Raw genomic sequence first — 19918 nt, forward strand, 5'->3', positions numbered from 1 at the left:
GGTGTCACTGCAGCAACTTGTCGGGCCGTCGAACTAGTGTTCGCCACATGATGCAGAGTGGTCGTCATGCGGTGGACTCCGGTCAGCTCACCTTCGGAGATCTCGCCGACGAACTGAACAACGGTCCCGCCGGCCTCGCCAACGACTTCAGCGATCGTGCACTCTTCGACACCACTCTCGTCGTCGTCGACCTCGAAACCACCGGATCGAGCCCGGACGGTGATCGCATCACCGAGATCGGGGCGGTCAAGATCCGCGGCGGCGAGGTGCTCGGCGAGTTCGCGACGCTGGTGGACCCGGAGCGGTCCATTCCGCCGCAGATCGTCACGCTGACAGGCATCACGCACGCCATGGTGAGCGCGGCCCCGCGGATCGGAGAGGTGCTTCCCGCATTCATCGAGTTCGCCCGCGGGTCGATCCTGGTGGCACACAACGCCCGCTTCGACATGGGTTTCCTGCGCCGCAACGCGCTGCGACTGCATCTGGAGTGGCCGTTCTCGCTGACGCTGTGCACGGTCACCATGGCGCGCCGCATCCTGCACCGCGACGAGGCCCCGACGGTGCGGCTGTCGGCCCTCGCCGACCTCTTCGACGTCTCGGTCCGCCCCACTCACCGCGCACTCGACGATGCGCGTGCCACCGTCGAGGTGTTCCACCACCTCCTCGAGCGCGTCGGCAACCAGGGCGTGTACAGCGTGCGCGACCTGACCGACTATCTCCCTCGCACCGACCCCCGGCTAAGGGCCAAACGCCATCTCGCCGACCGGGTGCCGGCCCGACCCGGCGTCTACCTCTTTCGTGGGCCCTCCGACGAGGTCCTCTATGTCGGCACCGCGGTCGACCTCCGACGGCGCGTGCGGTCCTACTTCACCGGCAACGACCCGCGCCGTCGGATGGGCGAGATGGTGATGCTCGCGCAGCGCGTCGATCACGTCGAATGCAGTCACGGACTCGAGGCCGCGGTCCGCGAACTGCGGCTACTCGCCGCACACGCACCCGCTTACAACCGGAAATCCACTCAGCCGCACCGCGGTTGGTGGATCGTCGTGACCGCTGAGCGCTTTCCCCGGCTCAAGGTGTCCCGCACCCCGACAGACGAGGCCATCGGCCCGATCGGCAACCGAACCACCGCCGCGACGATCGCCGACGTCATCTCGGCTGCGGCCGGCCTGCGCACCTGCACCGGCCGGACGAGGTCCGGGGGCTACCACTGGTGTCGCCTGGACTCCCCCACACCGGCGGGCGCGCTGCCGCACCCCGGGCAGTGTCGGGCGGCGTCGACCGAGCCGCAGACGGTGCCCGACTATCTGCCCCGGGTGACCGCGGCATGCCGACTGCTGCGCGGCGAGTCCGACGATCTCCTCGAGGACCTGGCGGACCGGATCGGCGCGGCGGCACAAGCCCAGTTGTTCGAGACGGCCGCCCGGCACCGCGACCGCCTCGCACTGACCATCGACGCCCTCGCCCGCTGTCAGCGGCTGAGCGCCCTGTGCACGATCGCCGAGTTCGTCGCAGCCCGGCCCCACAGCACGGGAGGCTGGGAGTTCGCGGTGATCCGACACGGCCGCCTCGCCAGCGCGGGGGTCGCGATCCGTGGCGTCGCGCCGATGCCGGTGGTCGAGGCGCTCGTCGCGGCCGCCGAAACGGTGGTACCTGCCGAGGGCCCGCTGCTCGGCGCCAACGCGGAGGAAGCGGCGCTGCTCTACCGGTGGATCACCGAACCGGACGCGCGGATCGTGTCCTGCACCGAATCCCTTGCGCTGCCGTCTCGCTCGGCTGTGCGGTGGCTGTCCTGGTCCGCGACGGCCCAGCGCGCCCGCGACACGACCACACGGAGTGCGTCCACGGCAGCCCTGCGCGCAAGCTGATCAGGAACTCGGCAAGTCGTTGACGGTGCCCCGACATGCTCGCGAGATGTTCTACTGTGACACCCATGATCACCGCCATCGTGCTCATCTCGGCCGACGTTCATCAGATCCCGGAGACCGCGCAGGCGGTCGCCGACATCCCCGGTGTCGCCGAGGTCTACTCGTGCGCGGGCGACGTCGATCTCATCGCCAAGATCCGGGTGCGCGACCACGAGCAGATCGCCGAGGTCGTCACCGGCCGGATCAACCGGCTGCCGGGTGTGTTGCACAGCGCGACCCACATCGCGTTCCGCAGCTACTCCCGATCCGACACCGAGGGCGGCTTCTCCATCGGCGAGGAGTGAGCCTGCCTGCGCGCGATCAGCCGGCGGCCAGTTCGCTCGAGAGCTGGGCCCATCGCTGCAGAAGTTCTTGTGCCGCACCCGAATCGATGGCCTCGGCGGCACGCGCACGCGCTGCCCGGAACGCTTCGGTCAGCCCGTCCTGAGTCAGCGGAGCACTCTGCTCGAAGGCCACGATCGCGCCGGCCGCATTGAGCAACACGGCATCGCGCACGGCACCCTGGGTCCCGGCGAAGAGGTCTCGGGCGATCGCCGCGTTGACCGTCGCGTCGCCACCTTGCAGCGCAGACAATTCGACGCGTTCGATGCCGAGATCGAGTGGGTCGATCGACAGCTGAGTGACCTGGCCGTCGGCGACCTGCCAGACCGTCGAGGTCGTCGTGGTCGTCAGTTCGTCCAGTCCGTCGTCACCGCGTACCACCAGGGCCGCAGCTCCCCGGTCGGCGAACGCCCGGGCGAGCACCGGCGCCAGGTCCGCGAACGCGCACCCGATCAATCCGCGCGCGGGCCGCGCCGGGTTGGTCAGCGGACCGAGAACGTTGAACACGGTCGGGATACCGATCTCCTTGCGCGGCGGACCGGTGAACCGGAACGCCGGGTGGAACACCGGGGCAAAGCAGAATCCGATACCCAGTTCGTCCACGCAGCGGGCTACTCCGCTCGCGTCCAGCGAGATGGCGACGCCGAGTGCCTCCAGGACGTCCGCGCCACCACTCTTCGACGACGCCGCGCGGTTGCCGTGTTTGACCACCGGGACACCCGCGGCAGCGATCACGATCGACGTCATCGTGGAGATGTTGACGGTGTGCGACCGGTCACCACCGGTTCCGACGACGTCGACCGCGGGGCGCGACACCTCGACCAGGGTCGCGTGCGACAACATCGCATTCGCCAGGCCGATGAGCTCGTCGGGCGCGGCGCCCTTCATCTTGACGCCGACACCGAAGGCCGCGATCTGTGCGCCGGTGGCGCTGTCGGTCATGATCTCGTTCATCGCCCAGGCGGCTTCCTGCGCGGACAGGTCATGTCGATCGGTGACCTTGCCGAGGATCTGTGGCCACGTGTACGCGGATGCGGGCGGAGTCTGGGCGCTGCTCACGGGGTTACAGCCTAGGCCATCTCGAACCACCCGATTCCCGGCGATGTCAGGTGGGCGGGCGCTGCAGGACATGCCAGCACAGTGCGACGCCACCATGCCGCGACCCGAGGCTGGCCATCCTCGACCGCTCCTGCGACAGATGCATGGCGTCGAGTTGCTGAACTCTGGCCAACACCACCAGGGCATGGCCATCATCTCCGCTGATCGACCCACCCCCTTGCTCTACGCGGACATACCCATCGAGCGCAGCGATCGACACCGCTTCCGCACTCCGATGCACCGGTAGACGGAGAATGTGTCGCAGGACCACCTCGTCGTCGGGCCGCCACGACGACTCGGCGAGCGCCGTGGAACTCGCGACGGCGTCGTCGTCGGAACCTGCGACGACGACGAGGTCCGCGTCGTCGACCGACAGCGGCGTAACCGGGCCGGCCCCACCGAAACGACTCCGCAGCCGGGCCCACCGGCCGGGCTGCACCACGCGGCCGTTGAGATCCCGCGAACCCGGCGTGACACCGTCTTGATGATTCCGCTTCATTGCGTTCCAGCCAACCACATCGACGGTGCGCGACTGCCGTCGGCGGGACACGCCGGGCCTCCCCGATCATGGCCCCCACCTGCGCGGAGAGAAATAGTTCCGACCAATTTCCGACCCAAGTGGTCACCGCTTACTACGAACCGTCATACTTCATCTGTGACAAGCGCTGTAGGAACCTCAGGAACAGCCATCACCTCGCGCGTGCACTCGCTGAACCGGCCCAATATGGTCAGCGTCGGCACCATCGTGTGGTTGTCCAGCGAGCTCATGTTCTTCGCCGGTCTGTTCGCGATGTACTTCGTGGCCCGGGCGAACTCACCTGCCGACATCGGCTGGCCGGCCGAGCCGACCGAGCTGAATCTCGCGTTGGCGATCCCGGTCACCACGGTGCTGATCCTGTCGTCGGTGACCTGCCAGATGGGTGTGTTCGCGGCCGAGCGTGGCGACGTCTTCGGACTGCGGCGCTGGTACGTACTGACCTTCCTGATGGGCTCGTTCTTCGTTGCCGGTCAGGGCTACGAGTACTACCACCTGGTGCACGAGGGCACGACCCTCTCGTCGAGCGCCTACGGTTCGGTCTTCTACATGGCCACCGGATTCCACGGCCTGCACGTCATCGGTGGTCTCGTCGCCTTCATCTTCCTGCTGATCCGCACCAAACTGTCGAAGTTCACCCCGGCACAGGCGACAGCCGCGATCGTCGTCTCGTACTACTGGCACTTCGTCGACATCGTCTGGATCGGCCTCTTCGTCACGATCTACTTCGTCCGATGACATCGGCCGCAGCGCACCAGCCCGCGCTCTCGCGGCCCGGATAACGCTTCAGCCCCCGCGGGACCACCCGCACGCACAACAACACAGTCCGTCCGCTTAGTAGAGAGTCACAGATGAGTTCATCTCCACCGCGATCGTCGGATAGCGACGCCGGTCCAGAGGTCACCGCCTCAGTGGCAAACAAGGCCACGGCCCGCAAGGCGCGCGCTCGCCGCAAGCTGCGTCGGCGTGCCAGTGGGGCATTGCTGCTGCTCGCGGGCTTGATGCTGGCCGGTGTGCTCGCCTCCGTGCTGTCGCCGAACGCACAGGTCGCGACCGCCGACCCGAGCGATCTCGCCGTCATCCAGGATGGCCGCAAGCTCTACGAGACCTCCTGCATCACCTGCCACGGCGCCAACCTGCAGGGCGTGCCCGACCGCGGTCCGTCACTGCTCGGCGTCGGCGATGCTGCGGTGTACTTCCAGGTGTCCACCGGTCGTATGCCCGCAGCTCGCGGTGAAGCACAGGCATTGCGCAAGCCACCGAAGTTCACCACCGCGCAGATCGACCAGCTCGGCGCCTACATCCAGTCCGAAGGTGGCGGCCCGACTCGCGCCCCCGAGGACGGCGAAGCGCTTCGTGGCGAGCGCCTCGGCCGCGGCAGCGAGCTCTTCCGTCTGAACTGCGCGTCCTGTCACAACTTCACCGGACGTGGCGGCGCGCTGTCTTCGGGCAAGTTCGCACCCAACCTCGACGGTGTGACCGAACAGCAGATCTACACCGCGATGCTGACCGGACCGCAGAACATGCCCAAGTTCTCGAATCGGCAGCTGTCGTACGAAGAGAAAAAGGACATCATCGGCTTCATCAAGTACGTGACCGAGTCCAAACCCCAGGGCGGGTTCGGCATCGGCGGTTTCGGCCCCGTCAGTGAGGGCATGGTGATGTGGTTTGTCGGAGTCGTCGCCGTGGTGGCCTCCGCCATGTGGATGGGATCTCGCGCATGAGCAGCGACAAAAGCAGCCCTTCGAAGGACGAACTCGACCAGATGAGCTCGGAAGAGCTGGTCAAGCTCGGCACCAATCTCGACGGTGTCGAGATCATCCACCGCTCCGAGCGCTACCCGGAGCCGGGGTCCAAGGTCGAGAAGCGTGCCGAACGGCAGGTCGCGATCTGGTTCACCATCTCGGGAATCTCGGCGATCGCCTGCTTCATCATCTTCATCTGGAACCACTGGGAATTCACTCTCCCCGACGAAGCCGACTACTGGCGCTACACCCTGAACACCCCGCTGCTCGGCATCACGTTCGGGCTCTCGGTGCTCTCCATCGGTATCGCACTGGTCCTCATCACCAAGAAGTTCCTGCCGGCCGAGATCTCGGTGCAGGACCGGCACGACGGCGGATCGTCGGAGGTCGACAAGAAGACCATCGTCGCCGAACTCGCCGACTCCGGTAAGACCTCGACGCTCGGTCGTCGCAAGATGATCCTGGGCTCGGCGGCCTTCGGCCTGGGAGCGTTCGCGTTCACCGGTCTGATCGCCTTCGTCGGCGGCCTCATCAAGAACCCGTGGGCCGAGGGCGACAACTCGCCGCTCTGGACATCCGGCTGGACTCCCCCTCCGGGTCAGCCCAAGGAGACCGTCTACCTGCGCCGTGACACCGGTGACCCGTGGCGGGTCGCGCTCGTGCGTCCCGAGGATCTCGACGCCGGCGCGATGGAGACCGTGTTCCCGTGGCGGGTGTCCGACGGATACGGCGAGACCGAGCATTCACGCCACGCACTGCTGCAGAGCCTGCGTGCGGTTCGCAACCCGGTCATGCTCATCCGGCTCCGTCCCGAAGACGCCGCGCACGCCATCAAGCGCAAGGGCCAGGAGAGCTTCAACTACGGCGACTACTTCGCCTACACCAAGGTGTGCAGCCACCTCGGCTGCCCGACCTCGCTGTACGAGCAGCGCACCAACCGCATCCTCTGCCCGTGCCATCAGTCGCAGTTCAACGCGCTGGAGTTCGCGAAACCGGTCTTCGGTCCGGCGGCACGGGCACTGGCACAGCTGCCGATAACGGTGAACAATGAGGGCTACCTGGTCGCTGCAGGCGACTTCATCGAGCCCGTCGGACCAGCATTCTGGGAGCGTAAGTCATGACCATCGCCGACCGTCTCGGCGCGCAGGCCGAAGAGGTGGACTCGAGGTACCACCTCGCCGCCGGCATGCGTCGTCAGATCAACAAAGTCTTCCCGACGCACTGGTCCTTCCTGCTGGGTGAGGTCGCGCTCTACAGCTTCATCATCCTGCTGATCTCCGGCGTCTACCTGACCCTGTTCTTCGACCCGTCGATGAGCGAGGTCATCTACGACGGCGCCTATCAGCCGCTCAACGGCGTGATGATGACCAAGGCCTACGAGACCACCCTGAACATCTCCTTCGAGGTGCGCGGCGGTCTGTTCGTCCGGCAGATCCACCACTGGGCCGCGCTGCTGTTCGCCGCGTCGATCATCATCCACATGCTGCGCATCTTCTTCACCGGCGCCTTTCGGCGTCCGCGTGAGGCCAACTGGATCATCGGCTGCTTCCTGCTGATCCTGGCGATGTTCGAGGGTTTCTTCGGCTACTCGCTCCCCGACGACCTGCTCTCGGGCACCGGCGTCCGCGCCGCGATGAGCGGCATCGTCCTGGGTATTCCGTTGGTCGGCACCTGGATTCACTGGGCGCTGTTCGGCGGTGACTTCCCCGGCGAGATCATCATCCCGCGCATGTATGTGCTGCACATCCTGCTGTTCCCGGGCATCATCCTGGCGCTGATCGGCGCGCACCTCGCGCTGGTCTGGTACCAGAAGCACACCCAGTTCCCCGGCCCCGGCCGTACCGAGAAGAACGTTGTCGGCGTGCGCATCATGCCGGTCTTCGCGGCCAAGGGCGGCGCGATGTTCGCCATGGTGACCGGTGTGCTGGCGCTGATGGCGGGTATCTTCCAGATCAACCCGGTGTGGGTGCTCGGTCCGTACAACCCGGCGCATGTGTCGGCCGGGTCGCAGCCCGACATCTACATGATGTGGACCGACGGTTTGGCCCGTCTGATGCCTGCGTGGGAGCTCTATCTGGGCAACTACACGATCCCGGCGATCTTCTGGGTGGTCGTGATCATCACGATCATGTTCGCGGGCATGTTCACCTACCCGTGGATCGAGAAGCGGCTGACCGGCGACGACGCGCATCACAACCTGCTGCAGCGTCCGCGTGACGTCCCGGTGCGTACCGGTATCGGTGCGATGGCGGTGTCCTTCTACATCATCCTGACGCTGTCGTGCATGAACGACATCATCGCGCTGAAGTTCCACATCTCGCTGAACGCGACGACGTGGATGGGCCGCATCGGCCTGATCGTCGTACCGCCGCTGGCGTACTTCATCGCCTACCGCTGGGCACTGGCGCTGCAACGCAGCGACCGTGCGGTCCTGGCGCACGGCATCGAGACCGGCCTGATCAAGCGTCTGCCGCAGGGCGAGTACATCGAGGTGCACCAGCCCCTCGGCCCGGTCGACGATCACGGTCACCCGATCCCACTCCCCTACGAGGGAATGGCTCTGCCCAAGCGCATGAACAAGCTCGGCTCTGCCGGCGCGCCGGGTACCGGATCGATTCTGACCGCGGATCCGCCGGATCAGCAACGACGCCACGTCGAGGCCGAACACGAGAACGAGAAGGCCGAGCAGAAGGCTCTGCGCGAATTGCAGGCCAAGGGCGGCAATCCGTTCGAGGAGTAGTCCTGAGAATCAGTGAGGCGGCATCATCTTCGCGATGATGCCGCCTTTCTGTTGTCCCGGCTTCGCGAGTGGCGCGGCGTATGACAACGTGGAGGCATGAGACGCCGACTCGTGAGAACTGCTCGACGCACGGCAGCGGTCCGTCAGATCACTCGCGGGCTCGGCTCGCTCGACGCGGAGATCTACGATTCGATCGCCCGCTCCCCCAGCCCGTTGCTGGACGCGACAATGCCGAAACTGTCTCACGCAGCGGATCATTCGAAGTTGTGGATGGCAATAGCGGCCGGGATGGCTCTGTCCGGACAGCCCACCCTGCAGCGTGGTGCCGCACGTGGCATCGCGTCGCTTGCGGTGACCAGTCTGGTCACCAATCAGGGGGCCAAACGGATTCGACGTCGCAACCGCCCGCTGGTCGGCCCGATACCGCTCACTCGACGCGGCACCGCACAGCCGACATCCAATTCGCTGCCGTCGGGACACTCCGCGAGCGCGGCGGCCTTCGCGGCCGGGGTGGCCGCGGAGAATCCGCCGGCGGGGCTGCTGTTGTCGGCGCTGGCCGGGCTGGTCGGCATCTCGCGGGTCGCGACCGGGGCGCACTACCCCGGTGACGTCATGGCCGGCCTGGGCATCGGTGCGAGCATCGCGACCATCGGCACCAAGGTCGTCCCCCCGATCACCCGTCCGCGGATCTCACTCGCCACCCCGTCCGCGGTACCGACCACGGCACGTCCGGACGGGAACGGTGTTGTTGTGGTGATCAATCCGGCCTCGGGCGACGGCCAAGGCGCACGGGTTCTCGACCGGATCCGAGCCATGCTGCCGGCCGCCGAGATCGTCGAACTCGCTCCCGACGACGACGTCGAGGAGGTGCTGCGCGACGCCGCATCTCGGGCCGAGGTGTTGGGCATCGCCGGCGGTGACGGCACCGTCGCAACCGCGGCAGCGATCGCACTGTCCGCCGATCTGCCGCTCGCAGTCTTCCCCGCAGGGACGTTCAACCATTTTGCCCGCGACCTCGGCTGCACCGACGTCAACCGGACACTGACGGCCATTCGATCGGGCACCGCCACCCGCGTGGACACGGTGTGGCTCAACGACGACCGGCTCATCCTGAACACCGCCAGCATCGGCGCCTACCCGCAGTTCGTCCGAACCCGCACACGGCTGCAGAGTCGCATCAGCCGGCCGCTGGCGACCGCCTACGCCGTCCTACGCGTCCTGCGACGGGCTCCGCACGTCCGAATCAACGTCGACGGCACCGAGATCGAGACATCGCTGTTCCTGGTCGGCAACTCAATGTACCAGCCGACGGGTTTCCTCCCGGCGCGTCGGCTCCGACTCGACGACGGACTGCTCGACGTTCGGATCCTGGAGACCAATCACCGCTGGGCGACCACCAGAATCCTGCTCGCGCTGGCCCTCGGCCGGTTAGAACGGTCGCGGCTGTACCACGAGATGCAAGTGCCCGAGTTCGGTTTCGCCGCCGTCGACGATCAGATCACCATCGCGCACGACGGCGAGATCGGCGAGCGCTACCGGGAGGCACGCTTCCGCGTCGGCTATCGACAGCTGGCCGTGTACGCACCCCGGCAGGCCTGATCAACGTAAGCCCTGAACATGCTTGTGGCCACACCGGATTCGGTGTGGCCACAAGAATTGGTCGGTGAGAGCGTCAGTGTTTCTCGGGTCCCACGTGGTACTCGAACACCAATCCTGCTGCCGTACCCATGATCACCGCGGCGGCGAAGATCGCGAGCCAGAAGTTGCCGGTGGCGAACGCGACGGCGAAGAGTGCGGCGCCGCCGGCGATCAGGATGGGCCACCAGGAATGCGGGCTGAAGAAGCCCAGTTCACCGGCGCCGTCCTCGATCTCGGCGTCCTCGAAGTCTTCCGGGCGGATCTCGACGCGACGAGCGACGAATCGGAAGTAGGTGCCCGCGATCAGCGTCAGTCCGGCACTGAAGAACATGCCGACAACACCGACCCACTCGATTCCCTTGCTGGTGAACACGGTGAAGAGGGTGTAGGCAACGCCTGCGAGGGCGAAGAACACGGTGAGCAGCTCGAAGAGCCGGGCTTCTACCTTCACTGGACCGCCTCCAACGGTTTGATCTGGCAACTCGACAGGGTCGTGTTGTCGGGATTACCACTCGCCTCGACGCTGCCGTTGGACTTGCGGCGGGTATCGAAGGGCACGGTGGTGACCGACTTGGGTTCCTGGCAGATGTACTCCAGCGCCTGGGCGTTGGTCCGATCCGGGAAGCGCTCTCGGTAGGAGATGTAGGCGTCGAAGTCCTGCGGCGAGACCGCACGCACCTCGAAGTTCATCATCGAGTGATAGGTGCCGCACATCTCCGCGCAACGCCCGACGAAGGCACCTTCACGGTCGATCGACGAGATCTGGAAGACGTTGTCGGTGTGGTTCTGTTCCGGGAAGGGCAGCACGTCGCGCTTGAACAGGAACTCCGGCACCCAGAACGAGTGGATGACGTCTGCCGCAGCGAGATTGAACTCGATGCGCTTGCCGGTCGGCAGCACCAGGATCGGGATCTCGCTCGAGGAACCGACGGTCTCGATCTTGTCGAACTTCAGGTAGGTGCGGATGTCGTCGTCGCGACCGCCGGCCGGGAACGGCAGTTCCTCGCCGTGGTGCATCTCGTGTTCCTGCTCACCGGCGAACGGGTTGCCCTCGCCGATGCCGGGCTGTGCGCCCTGGTACACCCGACCGTTGTCCAGGATCACGCTGCGGTAGCCGAACTTCCAGTTCCACTGGAAGGCAGTCACATCGACGACGACCTTGGAGTCATTGTTCTTGCTTTCCACATCGTTCTGCACGATGACGGTGAAGTAGAAGAGCACCGCAATGATGACGAACGGGATTGCGGTGTAGGTCAGTTCGAGCGGCACGTTGTAAGCGGTCTGACGCGGGAAGACCCCCTTCTTCTCATCGTTCGCACGATGGAAGCTGATGGTCCAGAAGATCAGGGCCCACACCAGGATGCCCATGATGAGCGCGGCGATGACCGACCACGTCCACAGGTCGCCCATCTTGGTGGCCTCCGGCGTGACGCCCTCGGGCCAGCCGAAACGCATCGCGTCGCGCGCGTCGCATCCGGTCATGACCAGTGCAGCGACCGCCAAACCGGCGACCAGCCCGATCCTCTTGACCGTCCGCGACGTTGATGAGACACGCCGCGATAGGGGCCGTCCACCGTGTGCCAATTTCACGCCTTCCTGCTCGCCCGGGCCCGGCTCGACGCCACCCGGGTGCATGCCACATGACCTGCACAGCGCGAGAACTGCCCGCACTTCACAGGGCAATTCTCGCACCTAGTACTACGCAGCGTAGACCAACACGGCGAAGCTTTCGTGATTGGGGCGGACCTTGCCGCAACCAATCCCCACAGCAATCGATAAGTGCCAGCTCACGGTCGTGTAAGCAATGACGAGCACGGCACGTCGAGGCGGGTCCACTTCGGACTCTCGGTGCCTGCTGAGGCATACTCGGGACGCGACCCGGTCCCCCAAATAGTCTGTCCCCACGGAAAGAGGCGCTCACGTGTGTGGTCTGCTCGGCCTGCTGACATCGGACGGTTCGGCGGCCGACGCCGTCGGCGCGGTTGCGGCGGCCTCGCACTGCATGCGGCACCGGGGGCCGGACGAACCGGGCACCTGGCACGACGACGACCTCGTCTTCGGGTTCAACCGACTCTCGATCATCGACATCGAGCATTCCCACCAGCCACTGCGCTGGGGTCCGCCCGAACAGCCCGACCGCTACGCCCTGGTGTTCAACGGCGAGATCTACAACTACGTCGAGATCCGCGCCGAACTCGCCCGTGACGAGGACGCGACGTTCGCCACCGAGGGTGACGGCGAGGCGATCGTGGCCGCCGTGCACTACTGGGGACCCGACGCCGTGCGTCGACTGCGCGGCATGTTCGCGTTCGCGATCTGGGACACCCACGAACGCAGCCTGTTCATCGCGCGCGACCCGTTCGGCATCAAGCCGCTGTTCATCGCGACCGGACCCGGCGGCACCCTGTTCGGCAGCGAGAAGAAGAGCCTGCTCGAGCTGATCGACCGCGTCGGCCTGGGCACCGAGCTCGATCCTCGCGCGATCGAGCACTACACCGTCCTGCAGTACGTGCCCGAACCCGAGACCCTGCACGCGTCGATCCGCCGCCTGGAGTCTGGGTCGTACGCGACCCTGCGTCCCGGCAAGGCACCGGAGGTGCGCCGATACTTCACCCCGCAGTTCGGGGTGCATCCGTTCACCGACGCCACCCGGCAGTCCCGCTACGACGAGATCGCCGACGTTCTCGCCGATTCCGTCGCCAAGCACATGCGTGCGGACGTGACGGTCGGGTCGTTCCTCTCCGGCGGCATCGACTCGACCGCGATCGCGGCGCTCGCGATCCGCCACAACCCCGACCTGATCACCTTCACCACCGGCTTCGAGCGCGAGGGCTATTCGGAGATCGACGTCGCGGTCGAGTCGGCGGAGGCCATCGGCGCGCGACACATCGTCAAGGTGGTCAGCCCCAGCGAATTCATCGAGGCGATCCCGCAGATCGTCTGGTACCTCGACGACCCGGTCGCCGATCCCGCCCTGGTTCCCCTGTACTTCGTCGCCGCCGAGGCCCGCAAGCACGTGAAGGTCGTCCTGTCCGGTGAGGGCGCCGACGAACTGTTCGGCGGCTACACCATCTACAAGGAACCGCTGTCGCTCAAGGGCTTCGACCGGCTCCCCGGGATCTTGCGTCGCGCCGCCGGCCGCGCATCGGATCGCATCCCGGAGGGCACCCGCGGCAAGAGCCTGCTGCACCGCGGGTCGTTGACGCTCGAGGAGCGCTACTACGGCAATGCCCGCAGCTTCGACGACGCGCGGCTGCGCGCCGTGCTGCGTGACTACCGGCCGGAGTGGACGCACACCGACGTCACCGCCCCCATCTACGCGATGAGCGAGGGCTGGGACCCGGTCGCCCGCATGCAGCACATCGACCTGTTCACCTGGTTGCGCGGAGACATCCTGGTCAAGGCCGACAAGATGACGATGGCCAACTCACTGGAACTGCGCGTGCCCTTCCTCGATCCCGAGGTGTTCGCGATCGCCGAACGACTCCCCTACGACGAGAAGATCGCGCACGGCACCACCAAATACGCGCTGCGCAAGGCACTCGAACAGATCGTTCCCGCCCACGTGCTGCACCGGAAGAAGCTCGGGTTCCCGGTGCCGATCCGGCACTGGCTCGCCGGCACCGAGATGTACGACTGGGCGCACGAGACCATCGAGCATTCCCAGACCGATCACATCCTGAACAAGGACGCGGTGATCGCGATGCTGAACGAGCATCGTGACGGCGTGGTCGACAACAGCCGACGGCTGTGGACGCTGCTCATGTTCATGGTGTGGCATGCGATCTTCGTCGAGAAGACCGTGGTCCCGCAGATCACCGACCACACCTATCCGGTGCGCGTGTAGGTCGCCGACCCAACGTCAGAACTGGTTGCCAAGGCGCTCGGAAAGCGAGCGCCGTGGCAACCGGAACTCGTCAGGCGAAGGCGGCGCGGATCTCCTCGGCAGCGTGCTCGCCATACGCGCCCGCGATCCGGGCGAGTGCGGTCTCGGAGTCCCACGACCAGTCCTGAGTCGACACCGTCTCGAGCACCAGCACGGCGACCATCGAGCCCACCTGAGCAGCCCGTTCGAAGCCGAGTCCCTTGCCCAACGCGGAGAGGAAGCCGGCGCGGAAGCCGTCGCCGACACCGGTCGGGTCGACCTTCTCGGTTTCGGGTACGACGTCGACGTGCAGACGGGTGCCGTCCGTGTCGATGATCTCGACCCCGTCCTTGCCGAGCGTCGTGACGCGCACCCCGACCATCTCGGCGACCTGCGCCTCCGACAGTCCCGCCTTCTGACGAAGCAGACCCCACTCGTACTCGTTGGTGAACAGATACGCGGCGCCGTCGATGAGCTCGCGGGCCTGCTCGCCGTCGAGACGGGCCAGCTGCTGCGACGGATCGGCGGCGAACGGGATTGCCGCGGAACGACATTCGGCGGTATGACGTAGCATCCCGGCGGGGTCGTCGGCACCGATCAGGACGAGTTCGGGTGTTCCGGTCTCCGCGATGACGCCGGCCAGCGAGATCTCGCGCGACTCGCTCATCGCACCGGCGTAAAAGGTGGCGAGCTGGGCCATCGTCTCGTCGGTGGTGCACATGAACCGTGCGGTGTGGTGGACGTCCGACACACGCACACCACGGCAATCGACCCCGTTGGATTCCAGCCACTGCCGGTAGTCGTGGAAATCGGAACCGACGGCACCCACCAGTACCGGAGCGCCACCGAGCTGACCCATCGCGTAACAGATGTTGCCGGCCACCCCGCCGCGTCGGACCACGAGATCCTCGACCAGGAAGCTGAGGGAGATGTGCTCGAGGTGATCGCCGAGAATCTGCTCGGAGAACTTGCCGGGGAACTTCATCAGGTGATCGGTCGCGATGGACCCGCAGACGACGATTGCCACTTGGTTTCTCAGCCCTTCAGATGTGCAACGGATGGACAGCGATCCACGCTACTGCGCACTGCTCGATGCACGACGACCGCACCCCGGCGTCGGGGTGCGGTCGTCGTGAGAGGTCTGTTCGGTCCGACTCAGTTGAAGGAGTCGCCGCAGGCGCAGCTGCCGGTCGCGTTCGGGTTGTCGATGGTGAAACCCTGCTTCTCGATGGTGTCGACGAAGTCGATGGTCGCGCCCTGCACGTACGGTGCGCTCATGCGGTCCACCGACAGGGTGACCCCGGCGAAGTCGGCGGTCACGTCGCCGTCGAGCGACCGGTCGTCGAAGAAGAGCTGGTAGCGCAGGCCCGCACAGCCGCCCGGCTGCACGGCGATGCGCAGCGAGAGGTCGTCGCGACCTTCCTGGTCGAGCAGCGCCTTGGCCTTGGACGCGGCGGCCTCGGTCAGGATGACGCCGGTGCTCGTCGCGGCGCCGGATTCGTTCTGCACGGTCATGGAATGCTCCCTCGGTGGTTGGTTCCCGGGCTGTCCCCTGCCGCACCGACGACGGGTGATCGGTGGCGCGACGCGATGTCTGATGTGCCGGGATGGCGAACCAGTAGTACGTGTGCTGTCAACGGTACTCCTTCGCCGCCTATTCCCGCGTATCGCCCGATCGCGTCATCAATCCACCGACCACCCTCGGGCAACGGATTCGGCGAGACGGATCAGCTGGTTGCGGGCGTCGTTCATGGCGACCTCCACCGAACCCGCGATGTCGACGATGGCGTGCGCCGACGCGATCCCCGCTGCGCCGATCTCCTCTGGTGAGAGCGCGACCTGACCTGCGAGAACCACCGTTTGGGCGCCTGCCGCTGTCGCGGCGCCGTGCAGTGCCGAGACGACCTTGCCGCGCAGTGTCTGCGAGTCGAACTTGCCCTCCCCGGTGATCACCAGGTCGGCGGCGGCCACGTCGGCGTCGAGGTCGGTGGCCTCGGCGACCACCGTCGCCCCCGACACCCGATGCCCGCCCACCGCCAGCAACGCCGCACCGAGACCACCGGCAGCGCCGGCCCCTGCCTCGCCGCTGATGTCGCGGCCGGCGATCGACGCGAGCACCCGCGACCACTGGGTCATGCGTTCCTCGAGTCGGGCGACCGTGTCCGGGTCGGCGCCCTTCTGCGGGCCGAACACCGCTGCCGCACCGATCGGACCCAGCAGCGGGTTCTCCACGTCCGACGCCGCGACCACTTCTACGTCGGCCAACCGGGCCTTCGCTTGGGCAGCGCCGCCGAGCGCGTCGATGAGCCCGCTGCCACCATCGGTGGTCGCGCTGCCGCCGAGCCCGACCACCACGCGCCCGACGCCGCGGTCGAGAGCCGCCGCCACCAGTTGTCCGACACCGCACGTGTCGGCCGCCTGCGCGGTCCGCGGCGTGGGTCCGCCACCGAGTTGGTGCAGCCCACAGGCCTGCGCACATTCGATGTAAGCGGTCGGGACGTCGCCCGACTCGTCGAGCAGCCATCGCGCCGTGACCGACGCGCCCAGGGGTCCGCTGACCTTCTCGGTGACGACCGTCCCGAACCGCGACGCCAGCACGTCGACAAAACCCGGACCGCCGTCGGATTGCGGCGCTGTGACGAGCACATCGTCCGGGCGGGCAACGGCCCAGCCGGCCGCGATCGCGTCGGCGGCGTCGACCGCCGACAACGTGTCACCGAAGGAATCGGGGGCGATCAAGACACGCAGGTGGGCGGGTGCCGTCATGCGCGGAAGTATAGGGAGGCGCACGGAAGTCGGCAGGGTTCATCGCCTAGGCTCGACGGTGTGAAACTGCCATGGAAAAAGGATGCCGACGGGCAGGGCGAGAACGACGTGGTCACCGCCGACAGCTCGACCGTCGATGCCGCGGACCTCGACTCGACCGACGAATCCACCAAGGGCAGTGCGTATACCCCTGGCAAGGGCAGGCCGACGCCGAAACGGAGCGCGCAGCAGAGCAGGCGACGCGGGCCGGTCGCCCCGCCGCCGACCAACCGCTCGGAGGCGCGGGCGCGCAAGAAGGAACTGAAGACCTCGCTGTCCAAGGAAGAGCGCAAGGAGCGCTCCGAGCAGCGGCGTTCGCAGCGCCTCGAGCAGCGCGAACGCATGATGGCCGGCGACGAGCGCTACCTCATGCCGCGTGACAAGGGACCGGTCCGCAAGTTCACGCGCGACATCGTCGATTCCCGACGCAACTTCGCCGGGCTGTTCATGCCGTTCGCGATCGTGCTGATCGTCGTCATGTTCCTGCCTCGACTGATGTACTTGTCCACCCCGTTGCTGCTGATCTTCGTGATCTTCATGGCGATCGACGGGTTCATCCTGGGTCGCCTGGTCAACAAGAGGGTGCGCGAGCGCTTCCCCGACTCGGCCGACGGCGGATTCAAACTGGGCTGGTACGCCTTCACCCGGGCGATGCAGATGCGCAGGATGCGCGCACCGAGCCCACAGGTATCAGCGGGCGACGAAGTCTGACCGATGACCGATCGGGGGAATCGCACCCTGGTATTGGGTGGCGTGCGCTCAGGCAAGTCCGGACACGGCGAATCGCTACTCGCCACACACTCACAGGTGCGGTATCTGGCCACCGGCCCGACCACCACGTCCGACGCCGACTGGGTGGCCCGCGTCGAAGCGCACCGCGCTCGGCGCGACGCGCGGTACACGACGATCGAGACCACCGACCTCGCCGCAACCCTGCGCGAAGCACCGGCGATCCCGGCCCTCGTCGACGATCTCGGCAACTGGCTGGCCGCGCGCCTCGATGTGCTCGACGGGTGGTCGAGCGCGGTCGATATGAGCGCCGAATTCGACGATCTGTGCGCGGCGCTGACCGAGATGACGGCCGACGTCGTGCTGATCAGTCCCGAGGTCGGGCTGTCGCTGGTGCCGCCGACGCCGGCCGGACGAGCCTTCCAGGATCAGCTCGGCGCGTTGAACACTGCCATCGCGAGCGTGTGCGATCGGGTGGTCCTGGTGGTAGCCGGGCGGGTCGTCGACCTTCCCGACCGGGTGGTCGAGGCCGGACCGAGCGCGACTCCTCGCCCACCCACGTCCGCTCAGCCGGTCCCCGTCCCGACACCGCCACTCCCCGAACCGGTCGCGGCGCCGAGCGCGTCGTCGGCACCGGTCACGCCTCCTGACCTCGATCCCACCGACGCCGAGGTGTTCGGCGTGCTCGACCTGCCCGACGAATCCGTTGCGCGAGCGGCCCGGGAACGGCAACTCACGCTGACCAAACCGCCGAAGTCGCTCGGCCGGGTCGAGGAGATCGCGGTGTGGATCTCGGCATGCCAGGGGCAGTGCCCCCCTGCGCCCATCACACAACCGGCGGTCGTCGTCTTCGCCGGCGACCATGGGGTGGCCCAGGCCGGCGTCTCCGCGTTCCCGTCCGAGGTGACGGCCCAGATGGTCGCGAACATCGCGTCGGGCGGGGCTGCGGTCAACGTCCTGGCGCGAGCGGCAGGCGCGTCGGTGCGTGTGGAGGACATGTCGGTCGACGCCGACACCGCACCGGAGGTGTCGCGCTACAAGGTTCGACGCAGCAGCAACGACCTCCGTGTCACCGACGCCATCTCGATCGCCGAGGCGCGCACTGCCATGGCGGCCGGTCGGGCCATCGCCGACGATCTCGTCGACTCCGGCACCGATCTGCTGATCGCCGGCGAGATGGGCATCGGCAATACCACTCCCGCCACCGTTCTCATCGGCACGATCACGCGGCGCGAGCCGGTCGAGATCGTCGGTCGCGGTACCGGTATCGACGATGCGGGCTGGATGCGCAAGACCGCCGCGATCCGCGACGGCATGCGTCGGGCGCGTTCGGTCACCCACGACCCGCTGGCGCTGCTGGCCGCCGTCGGCGGTGCGGATCTCACCGCGGTTGCCGGTTTCCTCGCCCAAGCGGCGCTACGCAAGACCCCGGTCATCCTCGACGGTGTAGTCATCGCGGCCGCCGCACTGGTCGCGAACGAGTTGGCACCCGGGGCATCGCGCTGGTGGCTGGCCGGGCATCGGTCGGTCGAACCCGCCCACGCGCTGGCACTGGAACACCTCGATCTGAAGCCGGTCCTCGATCTCTCCATGCGGCTCGGTGAGGGCAGCGGGGCGCTGATGGCGCTTCCGGTGGTGACCTCGGCGGTGGACCTGCTCGGTTCGATGGCCACCTTCGGCGAGGCAGGCGTCAGCGACAACAGCGACGAGAAGCACTGAGGGCACGGTGATCTCGCCGCTGCGCGCCGTGCGGACCGCGTTCGGCTGGTTGACGGTCTTTCCGGTCGGGAGCGCGGACGAGGAACCCGATCGTCGTCTCGGTGGTGCGGTGCTCGCCGCGGTGCCCGTCGTCGGCGCAGTGCTCGGAGCACTCGTCGCCCTCCTCGGCGCGGCGGCAGCACAGACCGATCTGCCCGTACCGGTGACCGCCGTACTCGCCGTCGTACTGCTGGCCCTGCTCACCCGCGGCATGCACCTCGACGGTCTCGCCGACACCGCCGACGGGCTCGGCTGTTACGGGCCGCCGTCGCGCGTAGCCGAGGTCATGCGCAGCGGGACTGTCGGGCCGTTCGGGGTTGCGACGCTCGTTCTCGTACTCGCGGTGCAGGCCACCGGATTTGGGTCACTGTTTGTCGAATCACGCTGGTATGAAGCGGCATTTGCCGTCGCACTGGGACGGTTCAGCGCGGTGGTCGCGGCCCGGCGACAGTTACCTCCCGCCCATCCCGACGGTTTCGGCGCGCTCGTGGCCGGGACGCAACGGTTGTCGATACCGATCTGGGGTGCCGTCCTGCTCGGTGCGGCCGCCCTCGCCGGTTTCGGTTCGTCGACAACGGATTTCGACGTCAGAGCGTGCGTCGGCGCGATGCTCACCGTGGTGGTGGTCGGCGTTTTCGCGGATGTGTTCTCGCGGCACTGCGCGCGTCGAATGGGCGGCATCAGCGGCGACGTCCTCGGCGCGACAATCGAACTCGGCGTGGCGATCTCGGTGGTCGGGCTGCTGCTCTGACCCGA

18 protein-coding genes are annotated in these 19918 nt (G+C 67.0%); 11 read left to right on the forward strand and 7 right to left on the reverse strand.

What is annotated here, in order from left to right; translation table 11 throughout:
- The first annotated feature begins 47 nt into the window (after positions 1–47).
- Positions 48–1868, forward strand: a complete 1821-nt coding sequence (locus ACWDTF_RS10050) for a DEDD exonuclease domain-containing protein (RefSeq protein ID WP_240860538.1) — start codon at positions 48–50, stop codon at positions 1866–1868.
- A 65-nt stretch (positions 1869–1933) separates the two neighbouring features.
- A complete protein-coding gene (locus ACWDTF_RS10055) occupies positions 1934–2212 on the forward strand; it encodes an Lrp/AsnC family transcriptional regulator (protein WP_240860537.1) in 279 nt (92 codons plus the stop codon).
- A gap of 16 nt (positions 2213–2228) precedes the next feature.
- Here the strand turns inward: ACWDTF_RS10055 and trpD are convergent, their stop codons facing one another.
- Both trpD and ACWDTF_RS10065 read right to left on the reverse strand, forming a co-directional pair.
- Positions 2229–3308, reverse strand: coding sequence for an anthranilate phosphoribosyltransferase (trpD, locus tag ACWDTF_RS10060; RefSeq protein WP_240860536.1), 1080 nt, complete (start codon positions 3306–3308; stop codon positions 2229–2231).
- Positions 3309–3354: 46 nt separating this feature from the next.
- Positions 3355–3897: a hypothetical protein gene (locus tag ACWDTF_RS10065; RefSeq protein ID WP_355279370.1), complete on the reverse strand. Its 543-nt coding sequence runs from the start codon at positions 3895–3897 to the stop codon at positions 3355–3357.
- Between the two features lie 105 nt (positions 3898–4002).
- On the opposite strand from ACWDTF_RS10065, the gene ctaE reads away from it, so the two are divergent.
- The 5 genes from ctaE to ACWDTF_RS10090 all read left to right on the forward strand — a co-directional run bounded on the left by ctaE (position 4003) and on the right by ACWDTF_RS10090 (position 9966).
- Positions 4003–4620, forward strand: a complete 618-nt coding sequence (gene ctaE / locus ACWDTF_RS10070; RefSeq protein ID WP_240860534.1) for an aa3-type cytochrome oxidase subunit III — start codon at positions 4003–4005, stop codon at positions 4618–4620.
- A gap of 113 nt (positions 4621–4733) precedes the next feature.
- The gene (qcrC, locus tag ACWDTF_RS10075; RefSeq protein WP_240860533.1) at positions 4734–5606 is read left to right on the forward strand and encodes a cytochrome bc1 complex diheme cytochrome c subunit; all 873 of its coding nucleotides are present in this window, start codon (positions 4734–4736) and stop codon (positions 5604–5606) included.
- Complete coding sequence (gene qcrA, locus ACWDTF_RS10080; protein WP_240860532.1) at positions 5603–6748, forward strand: cytochrome bc1 complex Rieske iron-sulfur subunit; 1146 nt, start codon at positions 5603–5605, stop codon at positions 6746–6748. Before qcrC ends, qcrA begins: the two co-directional genes overlap by 4 nt.
- Complete coding sequence (gene qcrB, locus ACWDTF_RS10085) at positions 6745–8367, forward strand: cytochrome bc1 complex cytochrome b subunit (protein ID WP_240860531.1); 1623 nt, start codon at positions 6745–6747, stop codon at positions 8365–8367. Before qcrA ends, qcrB begins: the two co-directional genes overlap by 4 nt.
- A gap of 96 nt (positions 8368–8463) precedes the next feature.
- Positions 8464–9966: a bifunctional phosphatase PAP2/diacylglycerol kinase family protein gene (locus ACWDTF_RS10090; RefSeq protein ID WP_240860530.1), complete on the forward strand. Its 1503-nt coding sequence runs from the start codon at positions 8464–8466 to the stop codon at positions 9964–9966.
- Between the two features lie 73 nt (positions 9967–10039).
- On the opposite strand, the gene ACWDTF_RS10095 is transcribed toward ACWDTF_RS10090, so the two are convergent.
- Together ACWDTF_RS10095 and ctaC are read right to left on the reverse strand one after the other, a co-directional pair.
- The gene (locus tag ACWDTF_RS10095; protein WP_355279375.1) at positions 10040–10456 is read right to left on the reverse strand and encodes a cytochrome c oxidase subunit 4; all 417 of its coding nucleotides are present in this window, start codon (positions 10454–10456) and stop codon (positions 10040–10042) included.
- Complete coding sequence (ctaC, locus tag ACWDTF_RS10100; RefSeq protein WP_433255218.1) at positions 10453–11640, reverse strand: aa3-type cytochrome oxidase subunit II; 1188 nt, start codon at positions 11638–11640, stop codon at positions 10453–10455. Before ctaC ends, ACWDTF_RS10095 begins: the two co-directional genes overlap by 4 nt.
- Positions 11641–11926: 286 nt before the next feature.
- Between ctaC and asnB the strand changes: the two genes are divergently transcribed.
- Complete coding sequence (asnB, locus tag ACWDTF_RS10105; RefSeq protein ID WP_355279378.1) at positions 11927–13852, forward strand: asparagine synthase (glutamine-hydrolyzing); 1926 nt, start codon at positions 11927–11929, stop codon at positions 13850–13852.
- A 70-nt stretch (positions 13853–13922) separates the two neighbouring features.
- Here the strand turns inward: asnB and ACWDTF_RS10110 are convergent, their stop codons facing one another.
- From ACWDTF_RS10110 to ACWDTF_RS10120, 3 genes are all read right to left on the reverse strand, one after another.
- Positions 13923–14897 carry a carbohydrate kinase family protein gene (locus ACWDTF_RS10110; RefSeq protein ID WP_240860524.1) on the reverse strand — a complete coding sequence of 325 codons (975 nt, stop codon included), beginning with the start codon at positions 14895–14897 and terminating at the stop codon, positions 13923–13925.
- 128 nt (positions 14898–15025) lie between these two features.
- On the reverse strand, positions 15026–15385 hold the full coding sequence (locus ACWDTF_RS10115) for a HesB/IscA family protein (RefSeq protein ID WP_240860521.1): 360 nt from the start codon (positions 15383–15385) through the stop codon (positions 15026–15028).
- 168 nt (positions 15386–15553) lie between these two features.
- The gene (locus ACWDTF_RS10120; RefSeq protein ID WP_240860564.1) at positions 15554–16618 is read right to left on the reverse strand and encodes a glycerate kinase family protein; all 1065 of its coding nucleotides are present in this window, start codon (positions 16616–16618) and stop codon (positions 15554–15556) included.
- Positions 16619–16696: 78 nt separating this feature from the next.
- Between ACWDTF_RS10120 and ACWDTF_RS10125 the strand changes: the two genes are divergently transcribed.
- The 3 genes from ACWDTF_RS10125 to ACWDTF_RS10135 are packed head-to-tail and all read left to right on the forward strand — an operon-like array spanning position 16697 to position 19913.
- Positions 16697–17386: a DUF3043 domain-containing protein gene (locus ACWDTF_RS10125; RefSeq protein ID WP_240860520.1), complete on the forward strand. Its 690-nt coding sequence runs from the start codon at positions 16697–16699 to the stop codon at positions 17384–17386.
- A 3-nt stretch (positions 17387–17389) separates the two neighbouring features.
- Positions 17390–19123, forward strand: a complete 1734-nt coding sequence (gene cobT, locus ACWDTF_RS10130) for a nicotinate-nucleotide--dimethylbenzimidazole phosphoribosyltransferase (protein ID WP_355279816.1) — start codon at positions 17390–17392, stop codon at positions 19121–19123.
- A 7-nt stretch (positions 19124–19130) separates the two neighbouring features.
- Entirely contained in the window at positions 19131–19913 is a 783-nt protein-coding gene (locus ACWDTF_RS10135) for an adenosylcobinamide-GDP ribazoletransferase (protein ID WP_240860518.1), read from the forward strand.
- Positions 19914–19918: the final 5 nt, after the last annotated feature.

The organism is Gordonia sp. NPDC003422 (genome assembly GCF_053588675.1).